The following is a 16,055-nucleotide window of genomic DNA, read 5'->3' as shown; positions in this document are numbered from 1 at the left end:
CAACGATCGCCAAATCCATGGATAGTTTTCGCGCCCGCGGCCGGGCAGCATGGGGATGGGAACGAGGAACGAATGGGCGACATGGACCGCACGAGGGCAGAAACCCTGCTGGCATCGGACGGGCTGGACGGCATGGTGCTGTTCCGGCCGGAAGCATTTCGCTACGCGACCGGCCTTCAGGCGGGCGTCGCAACCATGTGGGGCCGCGCCGGTTCGGCCATCGCCCTGGTGCCTACGCAGGCGACGGGACGGATGGCCGCAGTCATGAGCGACCATGCCGCGCAGGGTGCAAAAACCCTTGTCGGGACGATCGACATCCGCACCCACCGCATCTGGATCGATGGCGTGACCATCCAAGGCGCCGGCTCGATCGCCGATATCGATGCAGCTTATCGTGACAGCGGCAATATCGGCCCCCGCCCGGAAACCTTCGATCAGGCGGCCTGCTTCCGGCTTCTCGCCGATCTCCTCGCGGAACGCGGGCTTTCCAAAGCCGTGCTGGGCGTCGATCTCGATTTCATGCCCGCCGCCGATTTCGCTCGGCTGAAGGCGGCGATCCCCGGCGTCGACTGGCGCGATGCGTCCGACGTGCTGAGGCGCCTGCGCCTCATCAAGAATGCCCAGGAGATCGACCGGCTGCGCAAGGCGGCGTACTGCGCCGAGGCGGGGCTCGAAAGCCTGATGGGCACAGCAAGGCCCGGCGTGCGCGTGGCGGAACTTTCGTCCGCATGGCTTTCCGGAGCGCGACAGGCCGCCGACGCAGGCGGGTACGGGCTGTCCGGCCATTGGGACTACATCTCCATCGGCCCCGACCTGCAGGATGCCGCCGCCCCCCTTGGCGAAGGCGACCTCATCAAGGCCGACGTCGGCACGCTGGTCGAAGGCTATTCCTCCGACGGGGCAAGAACCTTCGTCTGGGGCAAGGCCTCTCCGCTTGCCGAGGACATCTACAAGGCGCTGCTGGAGACGTTCCTAGCCGGCATCGAGGTCCTGAAACCCGGCCACCACTTCGCAGAGGTGCATGAAATCATGCTATCGACCATGCGCCGGCATGGTTTTCGGGAATATTACCGCGGCCATTTCGGCCATTCCGTCGGCGCCGCCGCCGGCATCGAGGAATGGCCTTTCCTCTCCCACGGCAACGGGATCGTCATCGAACCCGGCATGGTGCTCGCCCTCGAAGCGCCATTCTACGCCAATGGCATCGGCGCGCTGATGATCGAGGAACAGTTCCTCATCACGCCGAAGGGCGCGCAGACCATGAACAGGCTGCCGCGCGAACTCGTCTCGCTCGGTTGAAAACGCTCCAGATGCCGCGGCCGCGACATTCTTTCAGGCTTCACGCCGAAGTCAGAATTATTTTTCTTCTTAATTGATAGAATACATCTATTTTAGAACGCGATCACAATGGGAAGGAGATCGCATGAGCCTCGACGTCCGCGCGGCCGCCCGCGAAACATCCCGCCAGAATCACGAGCTGGCCCCCGACCTTCCCCGACAGGTCGTCCTTCCCGGCGACCAGGCGCTTTTTCTCAGCGAGAGCGTCGAGGGGCTGGATGAAGGGGCGCATTTCCTCGATGCCCTCACGCCCGAGGAACGGGAAAGGCTGAGGGCGCACGGCCGCAAGCTCGCTTTCCTGCCGGGCAAGGCGATCTTCACGCAGGGCGACACGCATGGCGGCATCTTCATCATAGAGGCAGGCCAAGTGCGGGTGTTCTACACCGCGCCGTCCGGCCGCGAGATCACGCTGGCCTATTGGACAACCGGGCATTTCATCGGCGGTCCGGAAATGACCGGCGGCGGGGCGCATATCTGGTCGGCCGAGGCCTTGAGCGACTGCCGCATTCTTTTCCTTCCGGCCCCGGCGTTGAAGACCCTGCTCGTCGAGATGCCGATCTTCGCCCTCTGTCTTCTGCGAGGACTGGCCGCCAAGGGGCGATGTTATTCGGCAATGGCGCAGATGCTGGGCACGCGCTCCGTCATCGAGCGCCTGGCGCAATTCCTGATCAACCTCAGCAATCTTCATGGCGTACGCGACGGCCGGGCGATCATTATCAACGCCAAGGTCACCCATGACCAGATCGCCGCCATGGTCGGCTCAACCCGCCAATGGGTGACGATGATGATGAAGCGGTTCCAGAAGGACGGCCTGTTGACCGTAACGCCGCGCCACATCCGTATCGAGCGCCCGCAGGCCCTGTTGGACATGGTGTCAAAGACCGGTAGCTGAGGCCTTCTAGCCTAAGCGGCTCAAGGCCCAGCGCACGGTCTTGCGCACGTCGGGATCGGCATCGGATATGTGGTCCATCAGCGCGTCTCGTGTAGCGGGATCGGCGATTTCGCCGAGCGCGGCTGCCGCCTCCTTGCGAAGCGACGGCATGTCGCTTTCCAGCAGGGCCGCAATCTGCCGCGCCGCCGGCTGCGCCTTGAGCTTTCCGAGCGCGTTCAGGCATTCCTGCCGAACCTGCCAGAAGTCGTCCGCGAGCCCTGCAACCAGGCCGTCGATGGCCGAAACATGGCCGATCCGACCAAGCGATTCCGCCGCCGCCGCCCTCACCTGCCAGCTCGCATCCTGCAAGGCCGCGACGACTGCGGATGCCGCTGCAATTTGGCTGGTGAACGACAATGCGTTGACCGCAACCGCGCGGACGGCAGCGTCCGCGTCACGGGTCGCAGCGATGAGAGATGGCAGCGTTTCCTCCAGCTTGAGATAGGCGACCACGCCGAGCGCTTCCGCCCGCACATCGGCGCTCTCGTCGCGCATGGCGGCGAGCGCGGCGCCGAGGGCCGCAGGTTCGCGCAAGGCCCGCAATCCGCGAAAACCGGCCGCCCGGACGAAGGCGCTGTCATGGGCGACCAGCGGCAGAATGGCGTCCGCGGCGGCGGCGTCCTTCAGTTCGGCAAGACTGTCGGCCGCGGCCTGGGCCACCGTTACATCCGCATCCGCTACCAGCGTGCAAAGCCCGGCCGCGGCCTCGAACGTGTCGAAATCGGCGAGCACGATGGCCACCTGCAGGCGCACGCTGGCATCCCCGTCGGCGACAGCGGCGAGAAGATGCGGCAGCACCTCCGGGCTTGCGGTTTCGGCAAGGTCGATGACGGCAAGGCGCCTGACGGCCGCGTCGGCATCGCCAAGGCGCGCCGCGATCTCCTCGGTGTCGCCGAAGTCCTCGAATGGATCGAAGGCACTCATGTCAGCGCAACAGGTAGGGGATGTTGACGCTGACCGCGCCGGTCGGGCAGTCGGTCTCGCAGGGCATGCAGTACCAGCACTCGTCGAACTTCATATAGGCCTTGCCGGTGAGATCGCTGATGCGCAGCACATCGAGCGGACAGACGTCGACGCAGACGGTGCATCCCTTGTCGGCGATGCATTTCGCATCGTCCACGAGGACGGGAACTGAAGTGGGGGAAAAAGCAAGCGGCATGGTTTTCCTCGTTAGGCTTGAGTGGAGACGCGCAAGCGATCGTAGGCATGGCGTTCTTCGGTCTCGATCGGCACGATGTAGGGCTGGATGGCACGCTTCTCGGAGGTCATCCGGCCGCAGCACTTGCTCAGAAGCGTATGACAGAACCAGTTCTCGTCATCCTTTTCCGGATGGTCGACACGATTGTGGTAGAGACCCCAGCGGCTCTCGGTCCGGTACAGGGAGGCATGGGCCGCCATGTCGGCACAGTCGATGATGGACGACACTTCGAGCGCCCGCATCAGTTCGTGCGCATTGCGCGCGACCATCGCCGTTTCGAGATCGTCCCTCACCTCGGCAAGCCGCGCCTGGCCGATCCGCATCCGCGCCGTCACCTTGGGCGGCTGCAGGTAGTCGTTGACGAGGCGGCGGGCCTTGTATTCGAGCTGGTTCGGCGGAATGCCGTCCTCGCGCCGCGTCGGGGCGAGAACCCGCTCGCGCTCCAGCCGCACGAAATCCGCGTCGAAGGCCGGCAGGTCCACCTCCCGCGCCACCTCGGCCGCGTGCTCGCCAGCGACGGCACCGTTGGTGAAGGCGCCGAGCATGTAGTTGTGCGGCACGCTGGCCATGTCGCCGGCAGCATAGAGGCCCGGCACGGTCGTCCGCGCATAATCGTCGACAAAGACGCCCGAGGCACTGTGGCCGGAGCAGAAGCCGATTTCGGAAATGTGCATCTCGATCATCGTCTGGCGGTAATCGGTACCGCGCGCCTCATGGAACCGCCCACGCGACGGGCGCTCGACCTTGTGGAGGATGCTCTCGATCTCGCCGACCGTATCGGGATGCAGGTGATTGAGCTTCAGGAAGACCGGCCCCTTGCCCGATTGCAGTTCGTTGTAGAATTCCTGCATCATCTGGCCCGACCAATAGTCGCTTTCGATGAAGCGTTTTCCCTCGCTGTTGGCCGTATAGGCGCCGAACGGGCCGGCGACATAGGCGCAGGCAGGGCCGTTATAGTCCTTGATCAGCGGGTTGATCTGGTAGCACTCCAGATTGGCGAGCGCCGCACCCGCGTGATAGGCCATCGCATAGCCATCGCCCGAATTGGTGGGGTTCTCATAGGTGCCGAACAGGTAGCCGGAGTGCGGCAGCCCCAGCCTGCCCGCCGCCCCCATGCACAGGATCACAGTCTTGGCGCGCAGCACCAGGAATTCGGCGGTGCGCGTGTTGACGGCGACGGCACCCGCGATGCGCCCGTCCGCGGCGGTGAGAAGGCGCGTCGCCATGAACCGGTTCGAGATCAGGATGCGTTCGCGTTTCAGCTGGCGATAGAGCGCCTTCTTGACGGTATCGCCGTTCGGCATCGGCAGCACATAGGTGCCGAGGTGATGGACCTTCTTGACGTCATAGTCGCCATTGGCATTCTTCTGGAAGCGGATGCCGAAACGATCCAGCTCCTGGATGATGTCATAACAGCGCGAGGCATATTTAAAGACCGCCGCCTGGTCGACGATGCCGTCGTTGGCGATGGTGATCTCCTTGGTATATTGCTCCGGCGTCGCATAGCCCGGCACGACGGCATTGTTCAGGCCGTCCATGCCCATCGAGATCGCGCCCGACCGCTTCACATTGGCCTTTTCCAAGAGCACGACATTGAGGGCGGGGTTCTTCTGCTTCGCCTTGAGTGCGGCCATCGGCCCGGCGGTTCCGCCGCCAATCACCAGCACGTCGCAGGTGACCTCGGAAAGCCCGTCGACAAAGGTATCCATTTCTGACCTCAAAGTTGGGCTTCGGCGATGGTGCGCAGATAGCTCCAGGGATAGATGCCGCGATCATGGCCATCGGAGAAAACCAGCCGGACGGCATAGGCGCCGATCGGCTCCGCGCCGGTCAGCGTGACATCGTCGAACGTGCCCGCGGGGCCATAAAGATCGGCGCGCACCTGGATGGCGGCCCGGCTGTGCGCCCGCAGCACCGGCGCCGGCAAATGAGACACGACGCCATCGTCCCAGGTGACGGCGAGACTGCTGCGGGCTGCGTTGACCTTGAGACTGAGGACTATCATGGCGTTTCCTGATGGTTCGCCCCATCCTAGGGATCACGCAAACCGGCACACGCAATAAATTGCCAAGACGCTCCGCATTGTGGGCCGATCGCATCGGCGCGAAGCCAGGGCGAAACGAAACCGGCGCCGGGCATGGCTCCCCGCGCCGGATCATTCAGCATTGTAATGTGCAAGGCGTCAGCGACGCTAAACGGCTTCGAGTATCCGCCGCTGGAGATCGACGGCCCGCGGATCGGCAAGCTCCTGCCGGGGGCGGTCGAGGTCGATGTCGATATCGAGCGCGATGGCGCCCTGCCGGAGCACGACCACCCGGTCGGCGAGCGCCACGGCCTCGGCAACGTCATGGGTGATCAGCACCGTGGTGAATCTGCGGCCGATCCAGATCCGCTCCAGCAGGCGGTGCATCTCGATGCGGGTCAACGCGTCGAGCGCGCCAAAGGGCTCGTCGAGCAGCAGGATCTGCGGCTCGCTGACCAGCGCGCGGGCCAGCGCCACGCGCTGCCGCTGGCCACCGGAAAGCACGCTCGGCCAATCGTTCTCGCGGCCTTCGAGCCCGACATCCGCCAGCGCCCGGCGGGCCGTTTCCTGCCAGTTCGGGCCGCGCGCGATGCCGACATTCTCGATGACCCGCTGCCAGGGCACCAGCCGTGCTTCCTGGAAAAGCAGTCGCACGGACGGATGCAGGCGCTCGACCTTGCGTCCCTCGATCGCCACGCGGCCGCTGCTGGCGGTATCGAGTCCGGCGATCAGCCGCATCAACGTGGACTTGCCGCCCCCCGAGCGCCCGACCACTGCGAGGAACTGGCCGGCCGGAATCTCGATGTTGAAATTGCCGAGCACGTTGAGCTTGCCGAACGACTTTTCGACCCGCGAGAGCGAGATTGGTAAGCCGCCCGTGCCTTCCAGCGTGTGGAGTTCGGCGACGCTCATTGCCCGACCCCTTCCTTCACTTGATAAGCGGGGTGCCAGACGAGGACGCGCTTCTCGATCGCGCGGGTCGCCACGTCGGCAAGCTTGCCGAGGAGCGCATAGACGATGATGCCGAGCAGCACGATGTCGGTCTGCAGGAACTCGCGGGCGTTCATCGTCATGTAGCCGATGCCGTCAGTGGCCGAGATCGTCTCCGCGACGATGAGCGTCAGCCACATGAAACCGAGCGCATAGCGCAGGCCGATGAGAATGGACGGAAGCGCGCCCGGCAGGATGATGCGCTGGATCAGGGCCCGACGGTCGAGGCCGTAGACCGAGGCCATCTCGACGAGCTGGGGGTCGATCGTGCGCACGCCGTAGAAGGTGTTGATGTAAATCGGGAAGAAGACGCCGATCGAGACCAAGAACATCTTGGCCGTCTCGTCGATGCCGAACCAGAGGATGACGAGCGGGATCAGCGCCAGATGCGGGATGTTGCGCACCATCTGGATCGTGCTGTCGAGCAGCGTCTCGGCCGGTTTCCAGAGGCCGTTCACGACGCCCGCGACAAAGCCGAGCCCGCCGCCGATGGCGAGGCCGATGAAGGCGCGCCGCGTGGACGAGAGCGTGTGAAAGATCAGCGATCCATCCAGCAGCGACCGCCAGAAGGCGGCGGCGATCGTCGTCGGCGCCGGCATCAGGCGGGCCGTGACGAGACCGGTGCGGGCCGCGATTTCCCAAACGATCAGCAGGACGATGGGAAGAGCCCAGGGCGCAAGCGCGCTCCCCAGGCCCTTCAGATTCGGTTTACGAGTTTCGCCGGTAGCAAAACCGGCCACCGACGTGTCAGCCATCAGGCACCGCCTTTGTGCACGACATCCGCAATCGAGATCTTGTTGGGGATGAGACCGAGATCGAAGAACGTATCCGCGATCACCTGCTGCTGCTGGACCACGCTCTCGTCGAGCGGCTTGATACCGTAGGATTGGCGCTCCAGCGCAACGGCAAGCACGTCCTCCGGAATGCCGACGGATGGGGCCAGCTCGGTGGCAGCGGCAGCGGTGTTCAACTTAGCCCATGTGTCCACCTCTGCGATGGCTTCGATCAGGACGCTGATGACGTCCGGATTTGCGTCCACGAAGGGCTTGGCGCCAAGGTAGAACTGGTGGTTCGGAACGATGCCTTCGCCGTTGCGCAGTTCGCGGGCTTCGATCGCCACTTCCGCGGCGGCTTGGAAGGGATCCCAGATGACCCAGGCATCGACCGCGCCCTGCTCGAAGGCGGCGCGCGCGTCGGCCGGGGGCAGGAAGGAGGTCTTGACGTCGCTGTATTGGAGGCCCGCCTCTTCCAGCGCCTTGACCAGCAGGAAGTGAACGTTCGAGCCCTTGTTGAGCGCGACCGTCTTGCCCTTGAGTTCGGCGACGGTCTTGATGGGGCTGTCCTTCGGCACGAGGATCGCCTCGCCGCGCGGCGCCGGCGGTTCGTGCGCGATGTAGACGAGCGGCGCGCCGGCGGCCTGCGCGAAGATCGGCGGCGTCTCGCCGGTCGTGCCGAAATCGACCGCGCCGATGTTCAGCGCTTCCAGCAGCTGCGGGCCACCCGGGAACTCCGCCCAGGTGACCGTGTAGCCGATCTTCTCAAGCTTGGGCTCCAGGAGACCCTTGCCCTTGAGCAGCACCAGCGTTCCGTACTTCTGGTAGCCGATACGCACCACCTTATCGGCAGCCGCGGCCGGGCCGAGCTTGAGAAAAGGCAGCGCGACAGACGCGGCCAGGATCGTGGAAAACAGGCGTCGAGAAATCTTCATGGCGCTCCCCTGCGGCACATTCTTAGATTAGAATATATAATCTATAGATTTTGCCACGGCTCTAGAGCGCCCATTCCAACCTTGCGCCGGTCCGTAGTTTTTTCTCCTAATTCCGGGCGGTCTTCCTGCCGTTTCACCCGTATCCGGCACGTCGGCGATGGTCAGGCCGCATCGCGGGCCGCACGGAACGAGCGGATCGCATCGATGTGCTCCGGCCCGATGCCGCAGCAGCCGCCGACGACGGAGGCTCCGTCGGCAAGCCAGCGCTCGATCCATTTCAGGTAGTTTTCCGGGTCGAGATCGGCGCGGATATCCGAGATGCCGGCATAGGGCGTATCGGAGGGCGGCTCCGGGGCGAAGGCATTGGCGTAGACGCCGATGTAAGCCGATGCGCCCGCTTCGCTTGCCGTCTGGCGCGCGGCGCGCACCGCCTCGCCCATCACCTCCGGCTGGCTGCAGTTGAAGAAAATCCCGCTTGCTCCGGCGGCAAGCGTCTTGCGCACGGCCTCTGAGACCGGCTCGCCCGAGCGCAGTTCCGTCGGCCCGGTGCGGCCATCCTCGTCCTTCAGCGTGTAGGAAATATAGACCGGCTTGCCATCGCCGATCACCGCGGACAGCGCGGTCAGCGCTTCGACCGTCGAACTCTGCGTCTCGACCAGCCAGAGATCGACATGCGGCCGCAAGCCGCCGACAAGGCTCTCGACGATGCGCGGCGCCTCGCCGGCCTGGAACCGTTCCGGCCGATAGCTTTCGAAGGGCGGCGGCAGGGACCCGGCGACGAGAACGCGCCGGCCGGCGGCATCAGCCACCGCGCGGGCAAGCCGGCCTGCGCGATCGGCCAGCGCACGGCCATCGGCGCTGAACCGCTCCTCGCCCAGCATGTGCGGCACGAGCCCGTAGGAATTCGTGGTGATGATATCCGCGCCGCTGTCGACATAGGCCTGATGGGCGCGCGTGACGTAGTCCGGCGCCTCGATCAACGAGAGCGCCGACCATTCCGGCAGCCGGAACGGCGCGCCGAGACGCTCCAGAAGGCGCCCCATGCCGCCATCGAGGATCGTGAAGGATGGATGTTCAAGTGCCATTATGCTCCTCCTTGCCGGCCGGCGGCGAACCCGCGGCCGAACCGTTTTTCAAGACGATTCTGCACCAGTTCGAGGCCGATCGACAGAAACCAGTAGATTGCCGCCGCCGTCAGCAGCATTTCCATATAGTGATAGGTGGCGCGCCCGTAGGATTGTGCCAGGAAGTTCAACTCCCATAGCCCCATGATCGAGACGAGGGACGAGTCCTTCAGCATCGAGATGAAGTGGCCGCCGGCGGGCGGAATAATGATGCGCATCGCCTGCGGCGCGATGATCTTGAAGGCGATGACGCCGCGCCCGAGCCCGAGCGCCATGGCCGCCTCCCCCTGCCCGCGGGGCACCGAGAGGATGCCGGCCCGGATCGTTTCCGCCAGGTACGCGCCGTAGTTCAGCGACAGCGCCAGGATGCCCGATGCGAGGCCGGACAGCACGATGCCGAACTGCGGCAAAGCGAGATAGATGATCAGCACCTGCACGAGCAGCGGCGTTCCGCGGAAGAAGGACGCGTAGAAGGTGGCGACCCCGAAGGCGAGCGCATTGGACGAGAGTCGCCCGAGCGCCGTCAGGACCGCCACGACCAGCGAGATCACCATCGACACGACGGTGATCAGAAGCGTCAGCGCCACACCCTGGATGAAACCATCCGGCGAGAGGCGAAGGCCCAACATGAAGGGCAGCTTTTCGCCGATCAGGCCGAAATCCAGGCCGAGATTGTAGAAAAGGCTCACCAGCAGCGTGAGCAGCCCCAGCCAGGTGAGCTGGACGCGCAGGCGAAAGCCCGCAGGCCCGGCGACGGAAAACCGCGGCCGGGCCTCAGGCGCTTTTGGAAGAGCGGGAAGACCGATCTCAGAATACATATTTCGTGATGTCGACCTTGAACCACTTGTGCGAGATCTTCTCGAGCGTGCCGTCGTCCTTGAGTTCCGTGATGACGCGCTTGACCTCGACGTCCCATTCCGGATCGCCCTTGTCGGTGACGACCGCATTCGGTTCGGCAAACAGCGGCTCGCCGGCAAGCTTCAGCTTGCCCGTCGCATCGATATGGCCCTGCGCCGTTCCCAGCGAGGCGACAATCGCATCGAGACGGACGCCCGCACCGAGCGCGAGGTTCTGGAAGTTGACGGTCTCGTCGTTCGGCACGGCCTGGACTTCGCCGAAGGGGAAGGTGATGGCCGCCTGGCCGGGGATCGAGAAGGTGCGGCTGATATAGGCCTCATAGGATGAGCCCGTGCCGACGCCGACCCGCTTTCCCGTGAGATCGGCAGCGGACTTGATGGTCTGCTCGTCCTTGTTGACGACGAGCACCGCCGGAACGCTGTAATAGTTCACGGGAAAATTCACCACCTTCGCCCGCTCCTCCGTCGGCGTGGACGAGGTGATCGCAATGTCCCACCGGCCCGCCCAGCGGCCGCTGATGATCGTCTCCCAGCCCGGCGTTTCCAGGCGGAGCTTGACGCCGAGCTTCTCGGCAAAGGCCTTGGCGACGTCGACGTCGAAACCGTCAAGCTCGTTCTTGTCGTTGATATAGGCGAAGGGCGGATAGTCGTTGACGACGGCGTTGACCACCTCGCCCTTCTCCTTGACGCGATCGAGCACCTCGCCGGCAAGAGCGGTCGTGGCAAGGGTTGCAAAGGCCAAGGCCGCAGTTAAGGCGGTTTTGAATGGTTTCGACATGGTGAGCCTCCAGCTGTGTCGGGATGGCTGAACCATAGCGCGCGGGGCCGAAGGCAAGTAGATTATTAATTCTATAATATTTATGTATTTTGAGATTGCGTACGGAATCTCAGGATGTTTGGCCAAAGGCATTCCCCGGCCCCCGTATTTCGCTTGAAGCCCCGCAAGGCGAAAACTTTTCCCGCCTCCCCACGCATTTTGAATGGCCCTGCCTGTCAATCGAAGGAAAAGCATATAATTCTTATAGACAATCAAGCAGGGGAAATTCATGGCAGCCGAGAGTGCGAAGATTGTTGATTTCCAGGCCTACCGCAATGCCCGCCGCAAGACGGCCGAGCCTGCTGCGCCAACGCCGGCCATGATGCCTTTCAACGGCATGCAGCCGATGATGATGTGGGTTCCGGTCTGGACCTTCTTCCCTGTCATGGCGAGCCCGTGGGTCCATGCGCAGTGACGCCTTGGCAAGCCTGACGACCGAAGAATTCCACGATCCGTCGGAAGCGATCTGCATCCGCACCGGCCGGAACCTGCGCCGACTGAGGACGCGTCGCGGCTATTCCCTGGACCGGCTTGCGAAAGTCTCCGGCGTCAGCCGCGCCATGCTGGGCCAGATCGAAACCGGAAAGAGCAGCCCGACCCTCAACGTGCTGGCGAAGATCGCCGCGGCGCTGGAGGTTTCCTGCGGTTCGCTGATCATCGAGGAAGACGAACCGACGACGGTGCTGCTCACCCGCGCGGCTTCCAAGACGTTGTCCTCCAGCGACGGCCGCTTCGAAACGCGCGCACTTTTTCCCTATGACGGCGACCGCACAGTCGAGTTCTACGAATTGCGCATCGCGCCGCACCATGCAGAACGGGCCGAGGCGCACAGGCACGGTACCGTCGAAAACCTCGTCGTCGCGGAGGGCACGGTCGAAGTGGTCGTCGACAAGCAGCCCTACATCCTCGGCGAGGGCGATGCGCTGGTCTTCGAGGCGGACGTGCCGCATACCTACCGCAACATGACGGGCGGCCCGGCGGTCGTCTATCTCGTCTCGACCTACCAGGAAGCCATCCACATATGAAAAAGGCCTCCCGAAGGAGGCCTTGAAAGCGTGATTCAAGAGGCCTCAGGCGGCCATCGTGCAGCACATGGTCATGCCGCCGCACATCATCATCATCGGCATTCCGCCGTTCATCATGGCCATCATGCGCTTGCAGCATTCCATGAACATGGCTTCGTCCATGCCTGCCGTCGGCTTCATTTCGCACATCATGCCGGTGTCGGTCATCTTGCAGGTCATCATGCCCATCATCGGCATGGGCATCGGCATCATCATGGGCATGCCGCCCATCATCGGCATCATGCCATTCATGGGCATCATGCCGTTCATCATCATCGGCGACATCATCGGCTGACCCATACCACCCATCATGGCGTTCATCATCGGCATCATGTTCATTGCAGCGTTCATGAAAGTCTCCCGGCCCGCGGCCCGTGTTTCGCGCTTCAATGGATTGGTAGGTAATAAGTGCTCGAAACAAGCTCAAGAAGATAAATCATTCCAAGAATCTTTCCTCCAATAGAACGAATGGTCAGCCTCGCAGGAGACGCAAACCTGCGCACTATCGCGGAAAAACCTCCGTTATCTGAGAGAAGCGGGCATGCGGAAAGGTCCGGCGCGACTGTCGAGCGGCGCGGGCGAGCTTGGGTTTAGAGGATTCGGTGATTCATCCGCATTGCGACGGCGCTCAAGGCCGCTGGGGCCTGCACGCGTGAAACGGCCGGCTCTTGCCGGCCGCTGCGCAAAGGGTTCCTACCCTTCGTTCCGGCCCGCGGGACGCGTGCCATTACGTGCATCCGCGCCCTGAAGCGATGCGGCCAGTGCCTCGGCAGCGGCATAGGCCTGCACGACGATTTCCGGCACGAGGTCGATATCCGGAAGGCTGCCGAGGCCGAGCGGGCCCATCGCGAAAAGCCCTTCGAAGATTTCCGGCTCAACGATCACCCGGCCAGCGCGGTCGACGAAGATGCCAAGGTCGAGTTCGTCGCGCCGGACCAGGTTTCCGGCGATCAGCGCGCGAAACAACGGCGAATCCAGATCGATCGGGCGGATGCGACAATCGATCGTCCGCTCTGCAGGCAGGACCTGAAGCCCCGCGGCCGTCGAAAGCAGCACGCCATTCGTCGCGATGCGCTCGACCTTGCCCTTGCGCACCGTGATGGCGCCGCCGGCGATCGCCCGGTGCAGGCGCTCGTATTGGCCCGGCGGCAGGCGATTGCGATGGCTGTCGTAGATCGGCTTCACATGGCGCTTGAAGCGGCGGCGTTCATCCGGTGTCAGCCCCTGCCACAAGGCGCGGGCACGCTGGCGGAAATCGTTCATGATCCCCTGCCAACCGGACCCCTCCGCGGCCGCCCTGTTCGCCGCCTCGCGCAGATAGCGGAAGGCGCCGCGCAGCGTGTGCGGGAAGGGTCGATCCGAGGTCACGGCCCCGACAGCGGACGAGGTATGCGGCTGCGGCAGGAAGCCCGAAGCCGAAATCAGCGTGACATGCGATGCCTCGCCTGCCGCCAGCAACCGCAGTGCCCGGTCGACGGCATGAACGCCGCCGCCGATCACCAGAGCCTCCCCGACGCTGCCCTGGATGGAGGCGCAATCGCCGCCGTCGCGCAGGCCGTAGCCGGTCGCCAGGAAGACCACATCGAACCGCGCCTGCCCGTCGCTGGAAAGAACCGAGAAGCTGCTCTCCGGATGCCGGCCTATCGCCGTCACGCTGTCGGCGCGGACCTGCACCATGACATCGGTCCGCTCGCGCAGGGCCTCGGAGAAGCGCTGGTAGACATAGGAGCTGAAGACCTCTCCTGGGACGAAGGCATGGTCGACATTGCCGGCAGGCGACGACGCGCGCTCGCGCCAGACATCGTCAGTTTCGAGCCACCGCCGGAAATCCTCCCGCGCGGCCGGATCGATCGAAAGGTCGCGAACACGGCTGTTGAGCAGTGTCGAGGCGGAACGGCCGGCAGCCTCCCCGCCGTCGATCTTGGGATAGGGGTCGTAAAGCACGAGGTGAAAAGGCCCCTGGAACGCCTTGAGCAGGGCGATCGCCGTCATGAGGCCGGTGAAACCCCGGCCGACGATGGCGATCCTGACTAGCGAGCCGGCCTGCGGCGAGGGCGATGAGAACTGGGCGGGCACAAGCGTCATCGGTCGGCTCCTTTCCTGCATTTGCACCAGGCGGTCTTCCATCGGCGGCCTCTGCGGGCACACCGTGACACGGCATATCTCTACCAAAACAATAGAATTAGGCCGACGAAAGCAAGGGTGATTTTAAAGATATTCACTCAATTGCGGACTGCACCCCGCCGGCCGTCCGGCCCTGCCTAGGCGATAAACCGATTCTGCGGGCGGGAAAGCCCGAGGTGCTCGCGCAGCGTCGTGCCCTCGTAATCGGTGCGGAAAAGACCGCGCCGTTGCAGTTCAGGCACCAGCTTTTCGACAACGTCGTCAAGGCCCTGCGGCAGATAGGGAAGACGATGTTGAAGCCGTCCGAGCCCTCTTCCCACAGCCACGCGGCCATCTCGTCGGCGACGGTTTCGACCGTGCCGACGAAAGCCAGTCCGGCGTAACCGCCATGGCGCTGGGCGAGCTGGCGCACCGTCAGCCCCTCTTCCTCGGCAAGTTTCAGCACCTGTGCACGGCCGGTCTTGCTGGCATTTGGCTGCGGGATCGGCGGCAGCGGCGCGTCGGGTTCGAAGCTCGATGCATCATGGCCAAGTGCTATGGAGAGCGACGCGATCGCGCTCTCGTAATGCACGAGGCTATCGAGTTTCAGGCGCTTTGCCCGCCTCCTCGACCGTATCGCCGATGACGACGAAAGCGGCCGGCAGGATCTTCAACGCAGCAGGTGTGCGGCCGACGGCAGCAAGCCGCCCCTTGATGTCGGCGTAGAGGCTGCGGCCGGCGGCAAGATCGCGCGGCGAACAGAAAACGACCTCGGCCGTTTCCGCCGCAAGCTGCCGTCCCGGCTCCGACTGCCCCGCTTGCACGATCACCGGCCAGCCCTGCGGTGGCCGCGCAATGTTGAGCGGACTGCGAACCTTCATTTCCGGCCCGGAATGGTCGAGAACATGCAGACGTTCAGGATTGAAGAACAGGCCACTTTCGACATCGCGAATGAAGGCGTCATCAGCAAAACTGTCCCACACGCCGGTCACGGCGTCGAAAAATTCTCGCGCCCGCGTGTAGCGCTCGCCATGTTCCACATGATCGTCCAGCCCGAAATTGCGCGCGGCTTCCGGGTTCGAGGTCGTGACGATGTTCCATCCCGCACGGCCCCCGCTGATATGGTCGAGCGAGGCGAACCGCCGGGCGATATGATAGGGCTGCTCGAAAGTGGTGGACGCGGTCGCCACCAGGCCGATCCGCTCGGTCACCGAAGCAAGCGCCGAGAGCAGCGTGAACGGCTCGAACGACGTGACGGTATGGCTGCGGCGCAGCGCCTCGATCGGCATGTTCAGCACGGCGAGATGGTCCGCCATGAAAAAGGCGCCGAACTTCGCGGCCTCGAGCTTCAGCGCGAAGGATTTGAGGTGCTGAAAATTGAAGTTTGCATCCGGATTGGCACCCGGATAGCGCCAGGCACCCGTATGGAGGCTGACCTGGCGCATGAAAGCACCAAGATGCCTGGTGTCGAGGCAGTTCTCCGTTCGAGAACGGCGAAATCTTCGACAGTTGCCATCGAGGTCAACAACATCGTGGCGCTGTCGAACCAGACGTATCAGATCGACTGAACGGAACACGAGCGGGACCGCAAAGGCAAGGAAATGGGCACGCACCGTTTCCGTGGGATCCCAACGGTGACACTCAAAACAGTTCGCGGCACGGCCGCTGATCCAGCCACACGAAGTCTTGTGCGCATGCGTGCTGACGAGAAAATCGTGTTCACGGCCGGCAACGCACCGCTCAGATGCGGCCGCGCCATCTGGTTCCGACGGGCCGATATGAGGGTCTGTGTCGGCGAGAACCGGTTTCGTTCGATGGGCGGAAGGGGTAATCCTCCCGCGCACTAATCGGGTTCAAAAGTAGAATTTTCTCGGCAATATGCATGAGGAGATTTTGATGAAG

General features: G+C 63.8%; 16 protein-coding genes and 3 pseudogenes. 6 read left to right on the top strand and 13 right to left on the bottom strand.

The features are described from left to right. Positions 1-72 precede the first annotated feature (72 nt). Together AC1RT2_RS24895 and AC1RT2_RS24890 are read left to right on the top strand one after the other, a co-directional pair. Positions 73-1,299, top strand: coding sequence for a M24 family metallopeptidase (locus AC1RT2_RS24895; RefSeq protein ID WP_493106254.1), 1,227 nt, complete (start codon positions 73-75; stop codon positions 1,297-1,299). 124 nt (positions 1,300-1,423) lie between these two features. Further along, positions 1,424-2,230: a Crp/Fnr family transcriptional regulator gene (locus AC1RT2_RS24890; protein WP_493106252.1), complete on the top strand. Its 807-nt coding sequence runs from the start codon at positions 1,424-1,426 to the stop codon at positions 2,228-2,230. A gap of 6 nt (positions 2,231-2,236) precedes the next feature. On the opposite strand, the gene AC1RT2_RS24885 is transcribed toward AC1RT2_RS24890, so the two are convergent. The 10 genes from AC1RT2_RS24885 to AC1RT2_RS24840 all read right to left on the bottom strand — a co-directional run bounded on the left by AC1RT2_RS24885 (position 2,237) and on the right by AC1RT2_RS24840 (position 10,947). Further along, positions 2,237-3,193: a HEAT repeat domain-containing protein gene (locus AC1RT2_RS24885; protein ID WP_493106250.1), complete on the bottom strand. Its 957-nt coding sequence runs from the start codon at positions 3,191-3,193 to the stop codon at positions 2,237-2,239. Position 3,194: 1 nt separating this feature from the next. Continuing rightward, entirely contained in the window at positions 3,195-3,428 is a 234-nt protein-coding gene (locus AC1RT2_RS24880) for a 4Fe-4S dicluster domain-containing protein (protein ID WP_439623294.1), read from the bottom strand. An 11-nt stretch (positions 3,429-3,439) separates the two neighbouring features. Next, the gene (locus AC1RT2_RS24875; RefSeq protein ID WP_493106249.1) at positions 3,440-5,176 is read right to left on the bottom strand and encodes a fumarate reductase/succinate dehydrogenase flavoprotein subunit; all 1,737 of its coding nucleotides are present in this window, start codon (positions 5,174-5,176) and stop codon (positions 3,440-3,442) included. Between the two features lie 8 nt (positions 5,177-5,184). After that, on the bottom strand, positions 5,185-5,472 hold the full coding sequence (locus AC1RT2_RS24870) for a gamma-butyrobetaine hydroxylase-like domain-containing protein (RefSeq protein ID WP_493106248.1): 288 nt from the start codon (positions 5,470-5,472) through the stop codon (positions 5,185-5,187). A gap of 186 nt (positions 5,473-5,658) precedes the next feature. Beyond that, entirely contained in the window at positions 5,659-6,402 is a 744-nt protein-coding gene (locus AC1RT2_RS24865) for an ABC transporter ATP-binding protein (protein WP_069062446.1), read from the bottom strand. Further along, entirely contained in the window at positions 6,399-7,235 is an 837-nt protein-coding gene (locus tag AC1RT2_RS24860; protein ID WP_493106246.1) for an ABC transporter permease subunit, read from the bottom strand. The genes AC1RT2_RS24865 and AC1RT2_RS24860 overlap by 4 nt, the downstream gene beginning before the upstream one ends. Next, positions 7,235-8,188 carry a sulfonate ABC transporter substrate-binding protein gene (locus tag AC1RT2_RS24855; RefSeq protein ID WP_493106244.1) on the bottom strand — a complete coding sequence of 318 codons (954 nt, stop codon included), beginning with the start codon at positions 8,186-8,188 and terminating at the stop codon, positions 7,235-7,237. The genes AC1RT2_RS24860 and AC1RT2_RS24855 overlap by 1 nt, the downstream gene beginning before the upstream one ends. Before the next feature lie 161 nt (positions 8,189-8,349). Beyond that, positions 8,350-9,273: a homocysteine S-methyltransferase family protein gene (locus tag AC1RT2_RS24850; protein WP_493106242.1), complete on the bottom strand. Its 924-nt coding sequence runs from the start codon at positions 9,271-9,273 to the stop codon at positions 8,350-8,352. Continuing rightward, on the bottom strand, positions 9,273-10,130 hold the full coding sequence (locus AC1RT2_RS24845) for an amino acid ABC transporter permease (RefSeq protein ID WP_493106240.1): 858 nt from the start codon (positions 10,128-10,130) through the stop codon (positions 9,273-9,275). The genes AC1RT2_RS24850 and AC1RT2_RS24845 overlap by 1 nt, the downstream gene beginning before the upstream one ends. Next, positions 10,120-10,947 carry a transporter substrate-binding domain-containing protein gene (locus AC1RT2_RS24840; protein WP_493106238.1) on the bottom strand — a complete coding sequence of 276 codons (828 nt, stop codon included), beginning with the start codon at positions 10,945-10,947 and terminating at the stop codon, positions 10,120-10,122. Before AC1RT2_RS24840 ends, AC1RT2_RS24845 begins: the two co-directional genes overlap by 11 nt. A gap of 268 nt (positions 10,948-11,215) precedes the next feature. Here AC1RT2_RS24840 and AC1RT2_RS24835 point away from each other — a divergent pair, with 268 nt between their 5' ends. Both AC1RT2_RS24835 and AC1RT2_RS24830 read left to right on the top strand, forming a co-directional pair. Further along, positions 11,216-11,401: a hypothetical protein gene (locus tag AC1RT2_RS24835; RefSeq protein ID WP_493106236.1), complete on the top strand. Its 186-nt coding sequence runs from the start codon at positions 11,216-11,218 to the stop codon at positions 11,399-11,401. Beyond that, positions 11,391-12,011, top strand: a complete 621-nt coding sequence (locus AC1RT2_RS24830) for a helix-turn-helix domain-containing protein (protein ID WP_493106234.1) — start codon at positions 11,391-11,393, stop codon at positions 12,009-12,011. The genes AC1RT2_RS24835 and AC1RT2_RS24830 overlap by 11 nt, the downstream gene beginning before the upstream one ends. Positions 12,012-12,056: 45 nt before the next feature. On the opposite strand, the gene AC1RT2_RS24825 is transcribed toward AC1RT2_RS24830, so the two are convergent. The 3 genes and pseudogenes from AC1RT2_RS24825 to AC1RT2_RS24815 form a co-directional block, all read right to left on the bottom strand. Continuing rightward, positions 12,057-12,401 (bottom strand): hypothetical protein, encoded by a 345-nt coding sequence (locus tag AC1RT2_RS24825; RefSeq protein WP_493106232.1) that lies wholly within the window; start codon positions 12,399-12,401, stop codon positions 12,057-12,059. 342 nt (positions 12,402-12,743) lie between these two features. Then, complete coding sequence (locus AC1RT2_RS24820) at positions 12,744-14,135, bottom strand: FAD/NAD(P)-binding protein (RefSeq protein WP_493106230.1); 1,392 nt, start codon at positions 14,133-14,135, stop codon at positions 12,744-12,746. A gap of 176 nt (positions 14,136-14,311) precedes the next feature. Then, positions 14,312-15,598 (bottom strand): annotated as a pseudogene (locus tag AC1RT2_RS24815) (LLM class flavin-dependent oxidoreductase). 11 nt (positions 15,599-15,609) lie between these two features. Here AC1RT2_RS24815 and AC1RT2_RS24810 point away from each other — a divergent pair. Together AC1RT2_RS24810 and AC1RT2_RS24805 are read left to right on the top strand one after the other, a co-directional pair. After that, a pseudogene (locus AC1RT2_RS24810) lies at positions 15,610-15,796 on the top strand (conjugal transfer protein TrbF); the annotation flags it as partial. Next, positions 15,795-16,000, top strand: a pseudogene (locus AC1RT2_RS24805) (type IV secretory system conjugative DNA transfer family protein); the annotation flags it as partial. The pseudogenes AC1RT2_RS24810 and AC1RT2_RS24805, both read left to right, overlap by 2 nt. Positions 16,001-16,055: the final 55 nt, after the last annotated feature.

Source organism: Shinella sp. GW821-FHT11G07 (genome assembly GCF_058808115.1).
The sequence above is the reverse complement of the archived record's forward strand: the minus strand, read 5'-3'. Positions and strand labels throughout refer to the sequence as shown.